Here is a 17,851-nt window from a genome sequence, read left to right on the forward strand (position 1 = left end):
CATGCTCCCGCGCAGTGTTGATGCCGTGGTGATCGGGTCGGGGCCGAACGGGCTGGTGAGCGCGATCGCCCTCGCCGACGCCGGCTGGGACGTGCTGGTGCTGGAGGCCGCGGAGACCTTCGGTGGTGCGGTCCGGTCGACCGAGAGCGATGGCTGGATCAGCGACCGTTTCAGTTCGAACTACCCGCTCGGCGTGGCCTCGCCGGTCCTGCGCGCGCTCGAGCTGGAGAAGCACGGTCTCCAGTGGGCCTATGCTCCGCTGCCGCTGGTGCATCTCCTCGACGAAGAGGGGGGCTCGGTCGCCATCCATCCGGACCCCGAGGACACCGCCAAGTCGATCGGCGCCGACCACCCCGGTGACGGCGAAACGTGGTTGCGGCTCTACCAGCAGTACGTCGAGATCCGGGAGCCGCTGCTGCAGGCGTTGCTGACGACGTGGCCGCCGATCGTGCCGGGGATCAAGCTGGCCCGGAAGCTGGGTTCGGTGGGGGAGTTGCTGCGGTTCGCGCGGTTCATGGCGATGCCGATGCACCGGATGGGCCAGGAGCTGTTCGAGGGGCAGCGTGGCCCGGCTCTGATCGCAGGCAACTCGCTGCACGCCGACGCGCCGCTGTCCGGCGCCGTCAGCGGCACCATGGGCTGGCTGCTCGTCATGCTGGCGCAAGATGTCGGCTACCCGGTCGCCGCCGGTGGATCCAGCGCGTTGTCCGGCGCGCTGGTACGCCGAGCCGGACGCGCCGGCGCCCTGCTCGTCTCCGGTACGCCGGTCTCCGCGATCGAGGTGTCGTCCGGCCGCGTGACCGGCGTACGGACCGCGACGGGTGAGACGGTCGTGGTCAATCGCGCCGTCGTCGCCGACACGTCCGCGCCGATGCTGTACCAGCAGCTGTTGCCGAGCGCCACGATACCGGCCGGGTTGCGGCGGGACCTGGATGAGCGGTTCCAGTGGGACCACCCGACCGTCAAGGTGAACTTCCGGCTGAGCGGGCCGATCCCGTGGCGGTCCGCCGAGGCGCGGTCGTCCGGCGTCGTACACCTGGCCGGGACGGCGGACGACCTGGTCCACCTGTCGGCCGATCTGGACACCGGCCGGCTGCCGTCGCAGCCGTTCCTGCTGATCGGGCAGACCACCAAGTCCGACCCGTCCCGGTCTCCGGCAGGGACCGAGGCGGTCTGGGCGTACTCGCACCTGCCGCGCGGCATCGTGGACGACGAGTCCGCGGCGAAGCAGGCCCACCGGATGGAGCGGGCCATCGAGCGGTACGCCCCGGGCTTCACCGAGCTGATCATCGACCGCGACGTCCAGCGGCCGAGTGACCTCGAGTCCGCCGACCCGTCCCTGGGTCTCGGCGCCGTCGGCGGGGGCACCATGCAGCTGCAGCAGCAACTGGTGTTCCGCCCGACCATCGGCCTGGGCAGTCCGCGCACCTTCGTCTCCGGCCTCTACCTCGGCAGCTCCGCGATCCACCCCGGCGGCGGCGTCCACGGCGCCTGCGGTCACCTGGCCGCCCGAACGGCCCTCCGCGACGCCTCCCTCCTCGGCCCGCTGACCCGCACCCTGCCCACCGCGGCCCTCCGCCACCTCCAGCGCTGACGTGCGACTCGACGAAGCCAACTGCAGGGCTCGAGTCACCGCGGCGCGGGTTGGGCGGTTGGCGACCGTCGGGGCCGACTTGCGGCCGCACGTCGTACCGGTGACGTATGCGGTGCACGGGGACGAGGTGTTCGTCGGGATCGATCGGAAGCCGAAGACGACGACCGCGTTGAAGCGGCTGCGGAACATCGCGGCGAACGACCGGGTCGCGATCCTGGTCGACGAGTACGACGAGGACTGGACGCATCTGTGGTGGGTGCGGATCGACGGGGTCGCGCGCGTGCTGCCGGAGGCACCGGCGGCGGTCGACTTGTTGCGGGCGAAGTACCCGCAGTACGAAGCCGACCCGCCGCGCGGGCCGATGATCGCCGTACAGGTGGACAACTGGTCCGGCTGGTCCTACACCTGAGTCCCGATGCGGCACGGGCCTAGGGTGGGTGGGGAGAAGTTCGGTGGGAGGACTGCGGTGGGTGACGGAGAGGGATTGCTGCGGGAGTTGGCGCCGCAGGTGCTGGGGTTCCTGGCCCGGCGGTACGGGCAGTTCGATTTGTGTGAGGACGCCGTACAAGAGGCCTTGCTGGCGGCCGCGACGCAGTGGCCGGTGGACGGCGTACCGGCGAACCCGCGGGGCTGGCTGATCACGGTCGCCACCCGGCGGCTGACCGACCAGTTCCGCAGTGAGAACGCCCGGCGGCGGCGCGAGGACACAGTCGCGGCGATGGCCGGGCCGGAGGAGCTGGTTTCCCCGGGCGCCGATGTGGACGCGCCGCCGGATGCTGACGACACGCTCACGCTGCTCTTCCTGTGCTGCCATCCGGCCATCACGCCGGCCTCACAGGTCGCGCTCACGCTGCGCGCGGTCGGCGGTCTGACCACGGCGGAGATCGCCCGCGCGTTCATGGTGCCGGAGGCAACGATGGCGCCGCGGATCAGCCGGGCGAAGAAGAGCATCAAGGCGGCCGGCAGCCGGTTCGTGATGCCGCCGGAGGAGGAGCGGGCCGACCGGCTGCGGGTGGTGCTGCAGGTGCTGTACCTGATCTTCAACGAGGGCTACACAGCCAGTTCGGGCGAGGAGCTGCAGCGGGTCGAGCTGACCGCCGAGGCGATCCGGCTGACCCGGATGCTGCACGACCTGCTGCCCGACGACGGTGAGGTGGCCGGCCTGCTCGCGTTGATGCTGCTGACGGATTCCCGTCGTACGGCGCGGACGACGGCCGACGGGAGCCTGATCCCGATCGACGAGCAGGACCGGACGCGGTGGGACCGCCGGCAGATCGAGGAAGGAGTCGCACTGATCCTCCGGACCCTTTCCCAGGGCGCGGTCGGTCCGTACCAGCTCCAGGCCGCGATCGCGGCGATCCATGCCGAGGCGCCGAGTACCGAGGAGACCGACTGGCGCGAGATCCTCGCCCTCTATCTCCTGCTGGAGAAACTGGCGCCGAATCCGATGGTGACGCTGAACCGGGCGATCGCCCTGGCCCAGGTAGAAGGTCCGCAGGCCGGTCTCGACCTGCTGGCCACGCTCGACGACGACAAGAACCTCACCGAGACACACCGGCTGGACGCCGTACGGGCTCATCTCTTCGAGCGGGCCGGTGAGTTGGCGAAAGCGCATGAGCATTACCTGGCCGCGGCACGCCGTACGACGAGCCTGCCCGAGCAGCGCTACCTGACCGCCAAAGCCGCCGCGATCTCGCCCAGTTCACCGCTTTGATCAGGGGATCAGTCGGTAGAACCGCAAGTAGTCGTTGACGATCGGCAGGACCTGCACGTCGCGGAAGCCCGCTTCGGTGGCGTAGCGGCGGAGAGTGGACGGGCGCATCACCGCTCCGGTCGCCGCGGTCTGCGGGTCACCCATCGCGTCCGGCAGGCAGGACAGGACGCTCCAGCTGTAGTGGTACCGCTCGAGGTCCGGGGCCGGTGCGGTGAACTCGTCCTCGACGAGCTCGTCGACGACCACGACGGTCCCGCCCTCGGCCAGCATCGATCGCGCGCCCTGAAGCGCCTCGACCGGCCGGGTCATGTCGTGCAGGGCCTCGATGATCGTCACCAGGTCGTAGCCGGGGGTCTGGGCCAGCTGGGCGGCATCCGCGACCGAGAAGTGGACTCGATCGGCAAGGCCGGCTTCCTCGGCGTGGTCGCGCGCCGCGGCGATGGCGTCCTCGTCGAGGTCGTACCCGTCGACCGTGACCCGGGGATAGGCCTGCGCGATGGCGATGGCTGCCCATCCGGTGCCGCAGGCCACGTCGGCGAGCCGGGCCGGTGGATCGGTGCGAAGTCTGCGGTCGATCTCCGGGATGGCCGGCAGCCACTCCCTGGCCAGCAGGTTCAGGAACAGCGGACGGTTCCACTCCGCCCGGCCTTCTGGCTCCCAGGCGAGCGGAGGCGGTGCGTCTCCGGTCCGGAAGACCTCGACCAGGTCGGGTAACCGTCGCCCGGCGCGAGCGATCTCCACACCCTGATGGGCCTGGTAGCGGACGTCATCCGGATCGGCCAGGACCGGGATGTGCTCGGGCGGCAGGCTGAACCGTCGTACGTCGGGTTCCGCCGCGGTGTCGTCGACGTCGAGCAGTCCGCTGGCGGCGTGATGCTCGAGCCACTCGCGAAGGTAGCGCTCCGCGGTGCCGGTGCGCTCGGCCAGCTCCGCGGAGGTCGCCGGGCCGTGCTCCGCGAGCACCCGGTACAGCCCGAGCCGTTCGCCGATGTAGATCGTGTAGAGCTCCAGGGCCGCTCCGGCGTTCCGGAGCAGCCGGTCGGCCAGCGCTTGGGTTCTGTCGCCCGTCGTACCCATGCAGGGATCGTAGTGGCCCGCGTCACGTGACCTGAGTTGTAACTTCGGTTTACAGTAGCGGGTATGAGCCTTCAGGAACGAGCCAAGGGCCGGCGGGACGCCATCGGGGTCGGGGTGGCGTTGCTGAACCGGCTCGCGACCTCGCGGGCGATCGACCGGTTCGGGTTGCGGAAGCCGGCCGAGCGGGTGGTGTTCGAGGCCACCAAGACCGGATTCCGGACGGCCGGTGCCTTGACCCGCCGGTTCACCGCCGCGTCCAAGCTGGCCCAGCCCTCGCGATTGCCCGCCGCGCGCGGCACCGGGCGGTTCGACCTGACGCCGACCGAGGACCAGCAGATGGTGGTCGACGTCGTCCGGGAGTTCGCTACCGAGGTACTGCGTCCCGCTGCCGCCGACGCGGACACGGCCTGCGCGACCGAGCCGCGGGTGCTCTCGTCGTCCGCGGACCTCGGCTTGAGTCTGATCGAAGTACCGGAGGAGCTCGGCGGCATCGTCACCGAGCGGTCCGCGATGACCGGCGTACTCGTGGCCGAGGCGATGGCGCACGGCGACCTGGGGCAGGCGGTCGCGTGCCTGGCGCCGGCGGCGGTGAGTACGGCGATCTCGCTGTGGGGCGACGAGACCCAGCAGGCGACGTACTTGCCGGCCTTCACCGGGTCGTCGGTGCCGGCGGCCGCGCTGGCGATTCTCGAACCGCGGCCGTTGTTCGATCCGTTTTCGTTGTGGACGACCTTTTCGGGCGGCCGGCTGAACGGCGTGAAGTCGTTGGTGCCCCGTGGTGCCGAGGCGGAGCTGTTGGTGATCGCGGCGCAGCTGGAGGACCAGGGGCCGGCGCTGTTTCTGGTCGAGTCGGAGCATCCCGGTGTGACGATCGAGGCCGAGCCGTCGATGGGGTTGCGCGCGGCGTCGCTCAGCCGGGTGATCCTCGAGGATGTGCCGGCTGTGCAGCTGGGGTCGTTGGAGGACTACGCCGAGTGTGTGCGGCTCTCTCGACTCGGGTGGTGTGCGTTGTCCCTCGGTACGGCGCGCGCTGTGCTCGACTACGTCACGCCGTACGTGAACTCTCGCTTCGCTTTCGGTGAGCCGATCAGTCACCGGCAGTCGGTCGCGTTCATGGTCGCGAACATCGGCATCGAGCTGGAGGGTATGCGGCTCGTCACCTACCGGGCCGGATCGCGCGCGGAACAAGGGCTTCCGTTCGCCCGCGAGGTCGCGCTCGCGCGGCGGCTGTGCACCGACAAGGGCATGCAGATCGGGACGGACGGCGTCCAGCTGCTCGGCGGGCACGGGTTCGTGAAGGAGCATCCGGTGGAGCGGTGGTACCGCGACCTGCGGGCCATCGGCGTGATGGAAGGTGCGGTGCTGGCCTGATGATCAACCTCGAGACCCCACGGAAGTTCCGGGCCTTCGTCAACCAGGCGCATCAGGTCGCGGCGGAGATGCTGCGGCCGAACTCGCGCAAGTACGACCTGGCCGAGCACGCCTATCCGGTCGAGCTGGACATGCTCGCCGCGATGGTGGACGGATTAGGTGCCTCGGGCACCGGTTCGGGGGCGGGTGCTTCCGGCGTACGACGTACTGCGTCCGGCGACGACGGTGTCGTGAACGGATCGAACCTCTCCTCGGTGTTGTCGGTCATGGAGATGTGCTGGGGTGATGTCGGGTTGCTGCTGTCGATGCCGCGACAGGGGCTCGGCAACTCGGCGATCGCGTCGGTGGCGTCGGACGAGCAGCTCCGGCGGTTCGAGGGGGTCTGGGCCGCGATGGCGATCACCGAGCCCGGGTGCGGATCCGACTCGGCGAACATCCGGACGACGGCCCGGCTCGACGGCGATGAGTACGTGCTGGACGGCGAGAAGATCTTCGTGACCGCGGGCGGTCGCTGTGACGCGGTCGTGGTGTGGGCCACGCTGGACAAGTCGCTGGGACGGGCCGCGATCAAGTCGTTCGTCGTACCGAAGGACACCCCGGGGATGACGGTCGAACGGCTCGAGCACAAGCTCGGCATCCGCGCGTCCGACACCGCGACGATCCGCTTCGAGAACTGCCGGGTGCCGGCGGCCAACTTGCTCGGCTCACCCGACATCGACACCGACAAAGGCTTCGCCGGCGTCATGCAGACCTTCGACAACACACGACCGCTGGTCGCCGCGATGGCCGTCGGGGTGGCCCGCGCCGCACTGGAACTCACCCGGGAACTCCTGTCGGACGCGGGTGTGGACGTGGACTACGACCGTCCGGTCCACCGTCAGCCGGCGGCGGCAGCGACGTACCTGACGATGGAAGCAGACTGGGAGGCCGCCTACCTCCTCACCCTGCAAGCCGCCTGGATGGCCGACAACGGCCAACCCAACTCCCTCCAGGCCTCCATGGCCAAAGCCAAGGCCGGCCGCACCGCCAACGACATCACCCTCCGCTGCATAGAACTCACCAGCACCCTCGGCTACTCCGAACACCACCTCCTCGAAAAGTGGGCCCGAGACTCAAAAATCCTGGACATCTTCGAGGGAACCCAACAGATCCAACAGTTGATCGTCGCTCGGAGACTCCTCGGGAAGACTTCAGCGGAGCTCAAGTAGCCTTTTCTGCAACGGATTCACGAGGAGGCGAGTTCACGATGAGGACGCCTCTGAGCGGCTGCCGCACCAGCTCCATGCGGCGGTCGAGTCGTCCTTGCTCCGTCCCTGCTCCGTTAGCCGCGAAGCAAGGCGCTCCAATCGGCGGTCGACGGACTGGCGGGCACGGTCGTAGGACGACGGGAGCATATGGGTGTACATCTGCAGCGTGAACCCCGGGTCATAGTGACCGAGGTACTCGGAGAGCTCCTTGATGTTGACACCGTCCGCCAGCGTGATGCTGGCGAAGTAGTGGCGCAACGCGTGCAGACCCGTCGTGCGGTCGGTCTTGTAGCGTCGACGACCTCGCTTGTCCTTGACGGGTGGCGGGATGACACCAGCCGTCACGAGCGCAGGTTTCCAGACCACCAGGTCGTACAGACGTGCACGGAGCTGCTTGCCGTCCGACCAGGTGAAGAGCAGAGCGTGGTCCTGGATCGCGCCGTCGAGCCGCTCCCACGGCAGCGCCCAGCTCGCTCGCATCTGCGGATCTACTGAGGCGGCCGCTGAAATCCTCGGCCGGTCCATGCGCGACGTACGGCGAGTGATCAAAGCGGAGAAGGAACGAATCGCTCAGGCCCGACCTGGAGGTGACGATGTCAGCGGCGCTTGACTCAGACCCACTGTGGGACGTCGACCAGGTCGCGGCGTACCTCAACATTCCCAAGCGGACCCTGTACCGGTGGAGAACGCTCGGCTACGGCCCTCCGGGAAAGCGAATCGGCCGGCATCTCCGCTACCGCGCCTGCGAGGTCGTCGACTGGTTCACAAGCCTCGAAGATCACCTCCTCGACGACAGGTGGGACTGATGCCAGAGCGGATAGAGATCGCCCACACTCACGCCGAGGGCACGCTCGCCCGCGGCACGCGCAGGGGCGACGGGGCAGGTGAGATCTTGAAGGCCAACTACTGGCGATGGTCCGCCGACTTGAAGGCTTGGTACCTCCCGCGGTCGCGGGATCAGTTGGCCAAATCCGCAGTCATCAAGGAAACCGAGGGTGCGCTCCGAGCGGCCGGGTTCGACGTGACGGTGACGATCGACAACAGCGCCGGCAGGTCCGTAAAGGAGCGCGAGGCCGACCGCGATTCCCGGGCGCGGGAGCGAGCCGAGTTGCTCCAGGCACGTTCGAAGCGCCGCAGAGCCGCGGCCGAGGCTGCCTGGGAGGCGTCCCGGCGTATTGCCGACGGCATCCCACTGGGGCAGCCGATTCTCCTCGGCCATTATTCGGAACGACGCCACCGCCGAGATTTGGAGCGCATCCAGAATCTGGCAAGCAAGTCGGTTGGGGAGTCACGGGCCGCGGACGATGCACGGCGGCGCGCTGAATCGCTCGCCGGTACTACCGAGCGGCGGTATTCCGCGATTTCGGTCGGTAGGCGGATCACCCGGCTCGAGGCACAGCTCCGGAAGGTCAAGCGTCAGCTTGACGGGTACACCAGAGTCATCGGCGGCTACAAGCAGATCCACCCGCCAGCGGAGGGCGAGTGGGCAGAGCAGTTGCAGCTCGTCAGCGCAGATCTGGAAGCGCAGCTCGAGTTCTGGAACGGCGTTCGCGAAGAGCTCGCCACAGCTGGACCGACGTACTCGAAGGAGACGATCAAGAAAGGCGACTACGTGAGAGTCTGTGGCATCTGGCGAAAGGTTGCTCGTGTCAACCAGAAGTCCGTCAGCGTCGAGACCGGCTACTCGTGGACGGACGGAGCGCCGTACCACGACATCATGGGACACCAGTCGGCCGAGGACGTCGAGCGGCCGCGTCTCTGATCACCTCACCGCTTCGTCGATGAGTCGCGGCATCGTTGGCGCAGGTGCGTTGGCTGCGGACCAATCGGTGGTGCGGAGTACGGCATCGATGGGATCGTGTCGCTCATAGGGCCGCCAGTGAGTCAGGTACGGCGGCGTCAGCCGGCGGATCCGGCCGGTCGCCTCGGTGTAGGTATCGGGAGCGATAACCCAGCCGGACGAGCCCGAGAACACGTGCCGCCCACTGCTTCGATCAGACTGCGTGGCACCGATCCAGGTGATACGAAGCAGCTCCAACGCCGAGTGTTGGGCCCCAGGGCGGTAGGGCAGTGGGTCTTGAGTTGTGGCAACACTGCCTCGACGCACTCCCAGACGGCTGTACGGATCTGCTCAGCGGCCTGCTGGGGCAATACACATCAGCGGGATCGCACACGAGTCTCGCACCGCCCTCGAAGCATCGCGAGTCAAGCCACTGAAACAAACTGTGCCCGGCTAGCGATGTATCTCGCAGGGGGTGAGATCATGTCGGTGCCGAGGGGGCGACCCCGTCGATGTTCCTACAGGATGTCGCGAAGCGGCCGGTCGGCTGATGGCGTGCGTCGTCAGTTCGATCTTCGGCCTTCCGCGGCTATCGAGCAATCTCTCGATTCGGGTGGCGATTCTGTCACGTCGGACGATGCCCTGCTCGACAAGCTGATTGGCGGGAAGCCCTCTAGTGCCCGGCAGCCTGAACGGTCGGCGAGGGGTGCGCATGGATAGCGAGACTTGGGCCACGGCGCTCGTTGCGCTTGTCGGCGTCGGCGCGTCCACCGTTGTTGCGATTCTAACGATGCGTCGCCAGGCGCGCCTGCACCGCGAGCAGCTCGCCGCCGCTCAAGCGACATTTGATCGAGAACAGCACGTTACCGAACAGCGAATCGAAGATGCGGTGGAACGTGAGCATTTCGCACGGCTCTGGGAAGTGCGAAAGGACAGTTACAGTCGTCTTGCGGCCTGGCTGGTGGAGTTGCGCGAGCAGGTCGATACGTTCACCAGAATCGGCTCCTGGACACCTCCCTCAAAGCTTGAGCCATTGACACTCGGGCAGATCGTCCTCTATGGCCACTGGGACGTCTTCACCAGGGCCGAGGTCATGCGCGGTGGTTTCTACGAGATGCTCCACACTGCCGAGGTCTTCGCAGACAGGCTGCCTGAAGGATTCATGAGCGAGCGGCTGAACGAGTACTCTTCACAGGCGTACTCGTTGTTACTAAAGGTACGCGAGGAAGCCATAACGCTGCCCGACTGGGACGAGCCGATCCCACTGCGGAAGCAGAATCCGGAGCCGCCGACCTTCACCATCGACATGTCCCCGGCTCCGGATAGCGGTGGCAGCCCTGGCGCATGAGGGCGGCACAGACGGCTCGACGAGGATGGCCGTCCACCAGGACTCGGTGCAACGGCCGTCGGCAGAACTGTGGATAACCGCTCTTGCGATCAGGGGAGTGCCGATAGCGATCAGCGCAGTTGAAACGGCTAACTCGGGACAGCCGTCCTGCAAGGCGCGTAGCGGACCGCCCCAACGTGTGGCGTGCCTTACCGCGAAGGCCCCACACGGGACGGGTGCCCTGATCTTGGTGACCAGGGTACTCCGTTCACTGCGCCGTCGAAGGTATCTCGGGCAGATCAGACCGGAACGGCACCCACGCGCTGAGCCAGCTTCCCCAGGTCTCCGGCGGCCAGGTGACGCTTATCCCTTCGACCGCCGCGGCGTCGTGGTTCTCAGTCAGCCGCTGCGCGATCTGCTGGCTCACCGGGCGGCCCTGTTCACGGGCCAGCGCCCGGGCGGTCTTGACCAACTGCTGGACCATGCTGTGGCGGCGGGGGTCAGCTGGCGAGCCGTGCCCCGTCGCCGGCCACCTGCGCCTGGCGCAGCTCCTCTCCGAGCTCGGTGAGGTCGTTGATCTGGTTGGGTGCGGCCCGGACGAGCTGGTTGGCCAGCCAGGCCGCGAGTGTGGGTTTCCGCAGCGCCTTGATGACGGCAGCGGTTCGTGGGTCGCCGGCGTCTGTGGCGGCCCGGGCGAGCTCGTTGCGGGTGGGGGTGAACTGTTCGGGCGCCAGCCCGTACACCTCGACCATCGCCGCGTCGACATTTACGTGATCTACCACGTGGGCGCCATAGGGGAGTCGCAACGCCGGTCGCGGCGCGTGTCTGGTCCAGTACGTCGGGGTACCGGGGCCATGGGCAACCATCGACGAACGGAGGGAATCCGATGGCCGACACGACCACCGGCCGCCACAACGGCGAGGAATGGACCGCCGAGGACGCGGCGAGGCTGAGGGAACTTGCCGACGGCAACACCCCGACCGGCGTGATGAGCATCAAGCTCGGCCGCAGCGAGGACGCGATCCGAGCCAAGGCACAGGCTGAGGGCATCTCGCTGGCGCCGGCGAACCGGGCGCCGTACGGCAAGGTCAGCCGCTGAGCGTCAGCGCTGTGTTGCGGTCCGGGTACGGCGTACCGCACGAGACCGTGACGTCGCCGTCGTGGCTGGGCGCGATCGCCTCACCAGGCGCATCCTGGCCTCATGGGCGCATGGCACTGCGGGAAATGCGAGGCGCCGGAGGGGGCGAGCGTCCCCGAGCATCACCGTTGCTGTCCGCACCGCGATCCGCTCCTGAAGGAGTGGGCTCCTTCAGGTGGTGTGGCGATCGTTCGGCGGCGCAGGGACCCCGGTGAGCCCGGCTCGCCGAACTGATCCGGCTGCGGTCCGGCTGCCACCGGATCTGGTCGGTCCGGTTGACCTCGAGCTCGCCAAGGCGGTCGACACGATCCCCGGCGAGAACGCGTTGCCGGGCGGGTCGCGGTACGAGCCGAAGTGGGACGGCTTCAGGTTCAGCATCGTGCGGTCTGCAGGCGGGGCGCGACTGTGGTCACGGCAGGGCAAGGACCTCACCGACCGCTTCCCCGACATCGCGGCCGCCGCCGTACGGCAGGTCCCGCCCGGCGTCGTATGGGACGGGGAAGTGGTAATCCTGCTCGACGGGAAACTCAGCTTTGACGCACTCCAGCGGCGCCTGGTCACGGCTCCGTCCAAGGCGCGGAAGCTGGTCGCCGACGTGCCGGCGTCGTACGTCGCGTTCGACGTGCTGGCGGCGGCCGGCGTCGATCTGCGCACGCAGCGCTGGACCGTACGCCGCAGCCGACTCGAAAAACTCGCATCGAACTGGTCCGCTGGGCCGCTGCAGTTGTCACCGGTCACTGACAGCCTCGACGAGGCCCAGGAGTGGTTCGACGTACTGCCCGACGCGATGGGCATCGAGGGCCTGGTGGTCAAAGGTGCTGCGACCCGGTACGCCGGCGGTCAGCGGGGCTGGGTCAAGGTCAATTCTGTCCGGGTCGCGGTGTTGTATGAGCTCACTGGTGGGACATACGACCAGGTCAGCAGTGGTTCGCATGGAATTTGACTGTGAGCGACACCTGTCGGACATGCTCCGAACGACGGTTTGCTGTCCCGCCGCGAGGTTCAGCTGTAGGTCGCTGCGCTGGGGGCGAGTAAATGGTGTCGGGGAGCGCGGCATGCGCTGCCGGGATCCGCAGCGCTGCACCTCTCAAGCGCTACGCATCTCTGCTGGAACGATCGTGATGACAGAAGGGCCGGCTGCCTTCCACAACAGACCCGAGCCTGGTGTCGAAACCGTTCTTGGCGATGCAGACCGACTCGACTGTGACGGCTCGACGCACAACGGAAGCGACGGAATCGATGCGATGATGTCTCGATGAGCACTCGGACGAGCGACCTGACAAGCCTGCTCGAAGCCGAAGCTGCGCGATTCACCTTGCAGGCTCCGGACGACACGGCACCAGCGGGCGTCGTGGAACTTGAGTCGCTGCGCGAACGCAAGCCTCTGGGCATAGGGATCTACGTCAAGCGGTTGACGACCGGCGAGGAGGCCGCGGTTCGAGCCGATGTCGTCTTCGAGACCCAAAGCGTCATCAAGCTGGCTGTCGCGATCAGGTGCTATCAGCTCGCTGATGACGGGCGGCTGGACCTCGACGAGCGGATCCGCGTGACGAGGTCGGACATTGTCGGCGGCTCTGGCGTTATCCGGTACTTCCAGGAAGGCTTGGAGCCGACGGTGCGGGATCTGCTGACTGCGATGATCGTGGTGAGCGACAACAGCGCGACCGATCTGCTGCTCGCCAGGGTCGGGGGCGTCGCCGATCTCAATGCCTGGCTGGCCGCGTCCGGATACACGCAGACGCGCATGGCCCAGAGCCTCCTCGATGCCGATCGACTCCCGTACGTGCTCGCGGATGCGCGTCATGCCTCCCTCACGCGCGCCCAGGTCTACGCGTTGCGAAACGGCGATCCGCAGTGGGCCGGGACGACGCAGGAGTGGCTTGATCCCATCGCGCGCGAGGTGGCCTCGCTGGCGGCACGACCACTCGGCGAGGTGCGCGCGTTGGCACAGGAGCGCGGCCTGCCGCTGTGCTTCGGTCAGATGACGCCGCGGGAGGCCGGCCGCATGTTGGAGTCGATCGAGCACGCGACAGCCGTCTCCGACAAGAGCGGTGCGGAGCTGCGGGGAGCACTTCGACAACAGCAGCTAGGTGAGCGCCGCCTGCCGCAGTTCGTCGAGCATCCGGTCGGCCACAAGACAGGCGACAACCCGCCGTGGGACGCCAACGACGTTGGCATCATCTACTCGCCCTCGGGACCCATCGTTGTCGCCGTGTTCGCGAACGATCTCGGCGGCGTCTACGAGGAGGAAGAAGATCGGATCGGCCGGATCGGGCGCGCGATCGTCGACCACTTCGAACGGGCGAGCTGACCTGCCGCACATGCTGTCGACCCGGGCAGCTGCACTTCCCCAAATGGATGTCGCACACATGTTGGTCAACACCCTCAACACGACAGTGCGCGACGGCCTGGAGGCCCCGACGAAAGGTCAAACGAAGAGCCTCCTACGACGTGCTCGTTGGTGGTGTCCTGGGCCCGATCAACCGACCCGAGGTCGTCATCGCGGGCCGCTACGCCGCTGACGGCGAGCTCGTCATGGTCGGCCGCACGGTGCCTTTGACCGCGGCGCAGTCGGCCGAGCTCGGTGCCGTATTACGGCCCGGTGGCAGCAGGCACACCTGGCCGGACGAGATCACGTCGTACCGGGGGGTGGGAAGGACTCGAACAAGCCGCTGACCAAGGTGCGGCCCGAGACCGTTATCGAGGTTGCCGCGGATGCCGCAGTGCAGGCCGGCCAGTGGAGACACGGGCTTCGGTACCTGCGGCTCCGCCCAGACGTGCGTGCGGCGGATCTGGCAACCATCGGCGACGAAGTCTTGAGCTGACCAGAGCAGGCGTCCCGCCCGGCGACTGTGGGCAGGGATCGTCGCGATTTACGGCCAGAGTGACCAGTTCCGTAGTGCCCGCAGCCACCTGTGCGACCTTGCCGGCTTCGACACCCGCGATTGCGAGGTCAGCGGTCTGAAGGATCCGGCAGATGCGCGGCGTGCGCGAGCGTGAGGTGACACGATTGTCGGTGACGAGAGGGGTCGCAGATGTGGCACCCACGGGTTCGGGGCGAGATCGAGCGTCGGCTGCTGGTGAACTACCGGGTGGACCCCGAGGTCTTGGCGCGGGCTCTGCCCGCACCGTTTCGCCCCCAGTTGGTCGAGGGCTCTGCGGTCGCCGGCATCTGCCTGATCCGGCTCGGCGCCATGCGGGTGGCTGGAGTGCCCCAGTGGGCGGGCCTTCGCAGCGAGAACGCCGCCCACCGCATGGCGGTCGAATGGGATGACCCAGAGGGCGTCACCCGAACAGGGGTCTACATTCCCCGACGGGACAGCGACTCCTGGACCAACATCGCCCTGGGTGGCCGCTTCTATCCCGGTGAGCACCACCGCGCGCGATTCCAGGTGGCGGAGACCGGCGAGAGCATCCGTGTCGCCTTCTCCGCCGCGGACGGCTCGGCCGACGGCGACGTTGCCGTGCGCCTGACTGATCAGCTCGCCGCGAGTGCGCTGTTCGCCAGCCTCGATGAAGCCTCGGCCTTCTTCGAGGCTGGTTCGGTGGGCTACTCCGCGACACGAGTGGACTCGCGGTTCGACGGATTGCAGTTGCACACCTCAGCGTGGAAGGTCGAGCCCGCCGTCGTCACGCACGCACACTCATCCTTCTTCGAGGATCGGCTTGCCTTCCCACCCGGCACAGCCCAACTCGACTCCGCACTGGTAATGCGCAAGGTGCCAGTCGACTGGCTGCCCTTACGCCGACTGGACGCCACCGCCGACACCGGTGAATAGGCGCGCCACTACAGCCCGTCTCAGCCTGGCCTGCCCGGACAGCAGGCGCCACACAGCCGCGGCCTGCAGGTCGCTCCTCCGGCAACTCCCGGCTGATCAACTCCCGTTCCAGCCAGTCAGCTGGAATAGCACAGGTTCCGATAACGCCCACTCCCAGCGTACCGAGCAGAACTCGGCCCAGACGACGTCCCGACACTAGACAGCGCTGGCGGCAACTGACCGAGCAAGATTTACAAGCGCTACCGGACCAGCGCCCACCTCGCCGAAGAACTCGGAGAGCCGCGCTGGCAGGCATGTGCGGTCGATACGTGTCAACATCCAGCCGGGCGAACCTGCTCGAGCAGTTCGTCGTCGATGACAAGAACGCCGACGAGTTGAAGGGACCCGACTACAACGTCGCCCGACTAAAGGCGCCGGTCGTGATCGCCAGGGTGGCCAGCGACGATGACCCGGTGCGTGAGCTGCGGCTGTTCCGGTGGGGGCTTTTACCGAACTTGCTGCGGCGCGTGTGCCGGCCTGGGGTGGTCCCGTCGCCAGTACTTAGGCGTGCAGGGTGGGCCGGTAGATGAGCTCTTGGATATTGCCGTCGAGTGTGCGGCTCTCGATCAGCTCGAGGTCAAAATCAGCCCCCTGGAAGATCGGAAAAATTCCAGTCCTCCCGGTGATCACCGGGAAGACCGTCACCTGAACGCGGTCGACCAGACCGGCGGTCATCAGCGCCCGGTTCAGCGACAAGCTGCCGTGCGAACGCAGCGGCACCTCAGACTCCTCCTTAAGCTTGGCGACGACGTCAACGGCGTCACCGCTCACGAGGGTCGCGTCCGGCCAGTCGAGGGGCCCTTCGAGCGTCGACGACACCACCGTTAACGGCAGGTTCCTCATCCGCGTGATCCACGATTCGTCCCCCTCGAACGCCTCGGGGAACGCGGCCGCCATCTCCACGTTGTCCCGATACGTGGTGCCCCCGAAGACCATCCGCTGCTTCTCGCCGTACTGGGCGAGACGGCGCTCGAGGAACTCGGGACCTTGCTTACCCCAGTAGCCACCCCAGTCGCCCGTGTGGGAACCGAAACCGTCAAGGCTGCAAAAGACATCGAATGTGTAGATAGCAGTCATTGTGCTCTCCTCGAGTACTGTGCGGCACCCCGTCGTTGGTGGCCGTCACCCCTGCTACGAACGCATCGCCTCCAATCCGACACCTCCTCCGGACTTCTTTCGAGGATTTCGCGGATCACGGCAGAAGCGGGTCAGGCACGACGTACCGGGAATCGAGGTCGCTTGCTTCGAGAGGTGGTCGTGGCAGCGGCTGCGGTCCGCCTGCCACCGGATCTGGTCGGTCCCGGTCGATCTCGAGCTCGCCCGCGCGGTCGACACCATCCCCGGCGAATCCGCGCTCCCAGGCGGCTCTAGAACGGGCGGGGCCGTTCGCGCTGCGAGGGACGATCGGGACCACGCCGATGGCGCTCAGGACCGCCACGAAGCCGTTCTCGATCTGGGTGGCGGTACTCGGCCAGTAGCCGGGCGATTCGCACATGTACTCGTCGCAGACCGTCGGAGGTGGACCTGCACAGCCGGTGACGAGCAGGACGACAGTGCTGGCAAGGGCTGTCAGGCGGAACCGGGATACGGCAGAGCCCTTCACAGGAACGAACCTCCTCGCACAGGCTCAGTGGAACGCTGTGGGCCGGAACCCACCAGCACCATCACACCGATGGCCAGCAGAATCGCGAGCACGGCCTGGTAGAACCCCGTGATCACGCTGATCAGCGCGCTCGCGACACCCACCGCCTCCATGAACAGCGCGAGGCCGCGCGCCCAGGGATGTCGAGTCAGGAAGGCCGCGGCGAGGGCGACGAGAGCCGCGATCAGGGGATTGATCACGATCACGAGCCACACCGAACCCGGAACGTCTTGGTTGTGGTCGAGGCGCGTGCTGGTCGTCAGCAGTTGCACGACCCAGATCCCGAGTGAGGCCACGGCCTGCGCGAACATGATCAGCTGCGCAATCCTGAGTTGCCTTCGGACCACGATCCACTCCCTTCCACGACGACTCACCGAGGACGCTAACCGCCGGCGACGACCAAGGCGTGGATCAGTCACGGCTCGCACGCCGATGCTCCGGCAACTGCACCACCGGCGGCTCTCCGGGCCTGTCCGCTACCTGCCAGCCGGGGTGTAGTTCATCCGCAGCACGGTGCGCTTGGGGTCGGTCTGGTGACTGAGTTGATCGGGCTCTGCCGGTCGGGTCGTCCGGTGTCAGGCGGTTCCCGGTGCTGGCGTCTCAACGCAGGGGACCTGAGACTGCGCCGGACCGCGGGGCGGCGCTGCCCTGGCGGGCCGGCTCCCGGTGGAGGGTCGGATATGTCTGGGAGCCGTGCACCGGCTCATCGCTGCCGCCGATGGTCGGTGCGGCGTGGCAGGCCGGCAGACATGTGTGGTCGATACGCGTCAACTTCCAACCGGGCGAACCTGCTCGAGCAGTTCGTCGTCGATGACAAGAACGCCGACGAGCTGAAGGGGCCTGACTACAACGTGGCCCCGACCAAGAAGGCGCCTGTCGTGGTGGCCCGCGTGGCGAAAGACGCACCCGAGGACGACCCGGTCCGCGAGTTGCGGCTGTTTCGCTGGGGCTTGATCCCCTTTTGGGCAAAGGATCTGAAGATCGGAAACAAGCTTCTCTGCACTAGTCAAATCCGCCTGGCGGGCGAAGGCCGCCCGGTTGCTCGGCGGACGCCGACGCGAGGAGGGTCGGCCGTCGGTGTGCACAACGACCGCATCGCGGCAAAGAGTGCGCCTCTGCCGGATCTCGGCCAAACTCCACATG

Annotated in this window: 21 protein-coding genes and 1 pseudogene; 15 read left to right on the forward strand and 7 right to left on the reverse strand. The window is 67.4% G+C overall.

All coding sequences use genetic code 11. From position 1 onward, the window contains the following. Window position 1: 1 nt before the first annotated feature. From AB0F43_RS30245 to AB0F43_RS30255, 3 genes are read left to right on the forward strand one after another with little or no spacing between them, the layout of a single operon-like run. Window positions 2–1,594 (forward strand): NAD(P)/FAD-dependent oxidoreductase, encoded by a 1,593-nt coding sequence (locus AB0F43_RS30245; RefSeq protein ID WP_360484343.1) that lies wholly within the window; start codon window positions 2–4, stop codon window positions 1,592–1,594. 1 nt (window position 1,595) lies between these two features. Next, window positions 1,596–2,003 carry a TIGR03668 family PPOX class F420-dependent oxidoreductase gene (locus AB0F43_RS30250; RefSeq protein WP_360484345.1) on the forward strand — a complete coding sequence of 136 codons (408 nt, stop codon included), beginning with the start codon at window positions 1,596–1,598 and terminating at the stop codon, window positions 2,001–2,003. A 57-nt stretch (window positions 2,004–2,060) separates the two neighbouring features. After that, entirely contained in the window at window positions 2,061–3,308 is a 1,248-nt protein-coding gene (locus AB0F43_RS30255) for a DUF6596 domain-containing protein (protein ID WP_360484348.1), read from the forward strand. Here the strand turns inward: AB0F43_RS30255 and AB0F43_RS30260 are convergent, their stop codons facing one another. Then, the gene (locus AB0F43_RS30260; protein ID WP_360484351.1) at window positions 3,309–4,385 is read right to left on the reverse strand and encodes a methyltransferase domain-containing protein; all 1,077 of its coding nucleotides are present in this window, start codon (window positions 4,383–4,385) and stop codon (window positions 3,309–3,311) included. Window positions 4,386–4,448: 63 nt separating this feature from the next. Here AB0F43_RS30260 and AB0F43_RS30265 point away from each other — a divergent pair, with 63 nt between their 5' ends. Together AB0F43_RS30265 and AB0F43_RS30270 are read left to right on the forward strand one after the other, a co-directional pair. Next, window positions 4,449–5,756, forward strand: a complete 1,308-nt coding sequence (locus AB0F43_RS30265) for an acyl-CoA dehydrogenase family protein (RefSeq protein WP_360484354.1) — start codon at window positions 4,449–4,451, stop codon at window positions 5,754–5,756. Then, complete coding sequence (locus tag AB0F43_RS30270; protein ID WP_360484357.1) at window positions 5,756–6,964, forward strand: acyl-CoA dehydrogenase family protein; 1,209 nt, start codon at window positions 5,756–5,758, stop codon at window positions 6,962–6,964. Before AB0F43_RS30265 ends, AB0F43_RS30270 begins: the two co-directional genes overlap by 1 nt. Window positions 6,965–6,997: 33 nt before the next feature. Here AB0F43_RS30270 and AB0F43_RS30275 read toward each other — a convergent pair whose 3' ends face one another. Next, on the reverse strand, window positions 6,998–7,483 hold the full coding sequence (locus AB0F43_RS30275; RefSeq protein WP_360484360.1) for a tyrosine-type recombinase/integrase: 486 nt from the start codon (window positions 7,481–7,483) through the stop codon (window positions 6,998–7,000). A gap of 113 nt (window positions 7,484–7,596) precedes the next feature. Here AB0F43_RS30275 and AB0F43_RS30280 point away from each other — a divergent pair, with 113 nt between their 5' ends. The 3 genes from AB0F43_RS30280 (at window position 7,597) to AB0F43_RS30290 (ending at window position 10,131) form a co-directional block, all read left to right on the forward strand. Beyond that, entirely contained in the window at window positions 7,597–7,809 is a 213-nt protein-coding gene (locus AB0F43_RS30280; RefSeq protein WP_360484723.1) for a helix-turn-helix domain-containing protein, read from the forward strand. Then, window positions 7,809–8,765 carry a DUF3560 domain-containing protein gene (locus AB0F43_RS30285; protein ID WP_360484363.1) on the forward strand — a complete coding sequence of 319 codons (957 nt, stop codon included), beginning with the start codon at window positions 7,809–7,811 and terminating at the stop codon, window positions 8,763–8,765. Before AB0F43_RS30280 ends, AB0F43_RS30285 begins: the two co-directional genes overlap by 1 nt. 730 nt (window positions 8,766–9,495) lie before the next feature. Beyond that, entirely contained in the window at window positions 9,496–10,131 is a 636-nt protein-coding gene (locus tag AB0F43_RS30290) for a hypothetical protein (protein WP_360484366.1), read from the forward strand. A 247-nt stretch (window positions 10,132–10,378) separates the two neighbouring features. Here the strand turns inward: AB0F43_RS30290 and AB0F43_RS30295 are convergent, their stop codons facing one another. Both AB0F43_RS30295 and AB0F43_RS30300 read right to left on the reverse strand, forming a co-directional pair. Continuing rightward, window positions 10,379–10,582, reverse strand: coding sequence for a hypothetical protein (locus tag AB0F43_RS30295; RefSeq protein ID WP_360484369.1), 204 nt, complete (start codon window positions 10,580–10,582; stop codon window positions 10,379–10,381). A 28-nt stretch (window positions 10,583–10,610) separates the two neighbouring features. Next, a complete protein-coding gene (locus AB0F43_RS30300; RefSeq protein ID WP_360484372.1) occupies window positions 10,611–10,892 on the reverse strand; it encodes a hypothetical protein in 282 nt (93 codons plus the stop codon). A gap of 104 nt (window positions 10,893–10,996) precedes the next feature. On the opposite strand from AB0F43_RS30300, the gene AB0F43_RS30305 reads away from it, so the two are divergent. The 6 genes from AB0F43_RS30305 (at window position 10,997) to AB0F43_RS30330 (ending at window position 15,596) form a co-directional block, all read left to right on the forward strand. Beyond that, window positions 10,997–11,209, forward strand: a complete 213-nt coding sequence (locus tag AB0F43_RS30305; RefSeq protein WP_360484374.1) for a hypothetical protein — start codon at window positions 10,997–10,999, stop codon at window positions 11,207–11,209. Window positions 11,210–11,459: 250 nt separating this feature from the next. Then, window positions 11,460–12,191, forward strand: a complete 732-nt coding sequence (locus AB0F43_RS30310) for a hypothetical protein (protein WP_360484377.1) — start codon at window positions 11,460–11,462, stop codon at window positions 12,189–12,191. A 312-nt stretch (window positions 12,192–12,503) separates the two neighbouring features. Further along, complete coding sequence (locus AB0F43_RS30315; protein ID WP_360484380.1) at window positions 12,504–13,559, forward strand: serine hydrolase; 1,056 nt, start codon at window positions 12,504–12,506, stop codon at window positions 13,557–13,559. Window positions 13,560–13,699: 140 nt separating this feature from the next. After that, on the forward strand, window positions 13,700–13,924 hold the full coding sequence (locus tag AB0F43_RS30320) for a hypothetical protein (RefSeq protein WP_360484383.1): 225 nt from the start codon (window positions 13,700–13,702) through the stop codon (window positions 13,922–13,924). Between the two features lie 359 nt (window positions 13,925–14,283). Beyond that, window positions 14,284–15,027, forward strand: coding sequence for a DUF2071 domain-containing protein (locus AB0F43_RS30325; protein WP_360484386.1), 744 nt, complete (start codon window positions 14,284–14,286; stop codon window positions 15,025–15,027). Window positions 15,028–15,320: 293 nt separating this feature from the next. Further along, the gene (locus tag AB0F43_RS30330) at window positions 15,321–15,596 is read left to right on the forward strand and encodes an SOS response-associated peptidase family protein (protein ID WP_360484389.1); all 276 of its coding nucleotides are present in this window, start codon (window positions 15,321–15,323) and stop codon (window positions 15,594–15,596) included. On the opposite strand, the gene AB0F43_RS30335 is transcribed toward AB0F43_RS30330, so the two are convergent. The 3 genes from AB0F43_RS30335 to AB0F43_RS30345 all read right to left on the reverse strand — a co-directional run bounded on the left by AB0F43_RS30335 (window position 15,568) and on the right by AB0F43_RS30345 (window position 17,019). Beyond that, window positions 15,568–16,143 carry a dihydrofolate reductase family protein gene (locus AB0F43_RS30335; protein ID WP_360484392.1) on the reverse strand — a complete coding sequence of 192 codons (576 nt, stop codon included), beginning with the start codon at window positions 16,141–16,143 and terminating at the stop codon, window positions 15,568–15,570. The two genes, AB0F43_RS30330 and AB0F43_RS30335, sit on opposite strands and share 29 nt — an antisense overlap. Window positions 16,144–16,258: 115 nt before the next feature. Further along, window positions 16,259–16,669 (reverse strand): hypothetical protein, encoded by a 411-nt coding sequence (locus AB0F43_RS30340; RefSeq protein ID WP_360484395.1) that lies wholly within the window; start codon window positions 16,667–16,669, stop codon window positions 16,259–16,261. Continuing rightward, entirely contained in the window at window positions 16,666–17,019 is a 354-nt protein-coding gene (locus AB0F43_RS30345) for a hypothetical protein (RefSeq protein ID WP_360484397.1), read from the reverse strand. Before AB0F43_RS30345 ends, AB0F43_RS30340 begins: the two co-directional genes overlap by 4 nt. A 438-nt stretch (window positions 17,020–17,457) precedes the next feature. On the opposite strand from AB0F43_RS30345, the pseudogene AB0F43_RS30350 reads away from it, so the two are divergent. Further along, a pseudogene (locus tag AB0F43_RS30350) lies at window positions 17,458–17,691 on the forward strand (SOS response-associated peptidase family protein); the annotation flags it as partial. Window positions 17,692–17,851 lie beyond the last annotated feature (160 nt).

The organism is Kribbella sp. NPDC023972 (genome assembly GCF_040639075.1).
In the GTDB taxonomy this organism is placed as follows: Bacteria; Actinomycetota; Actinomycetes; order Propionibacteriales; family Kribbellaceae; genus Kribbella.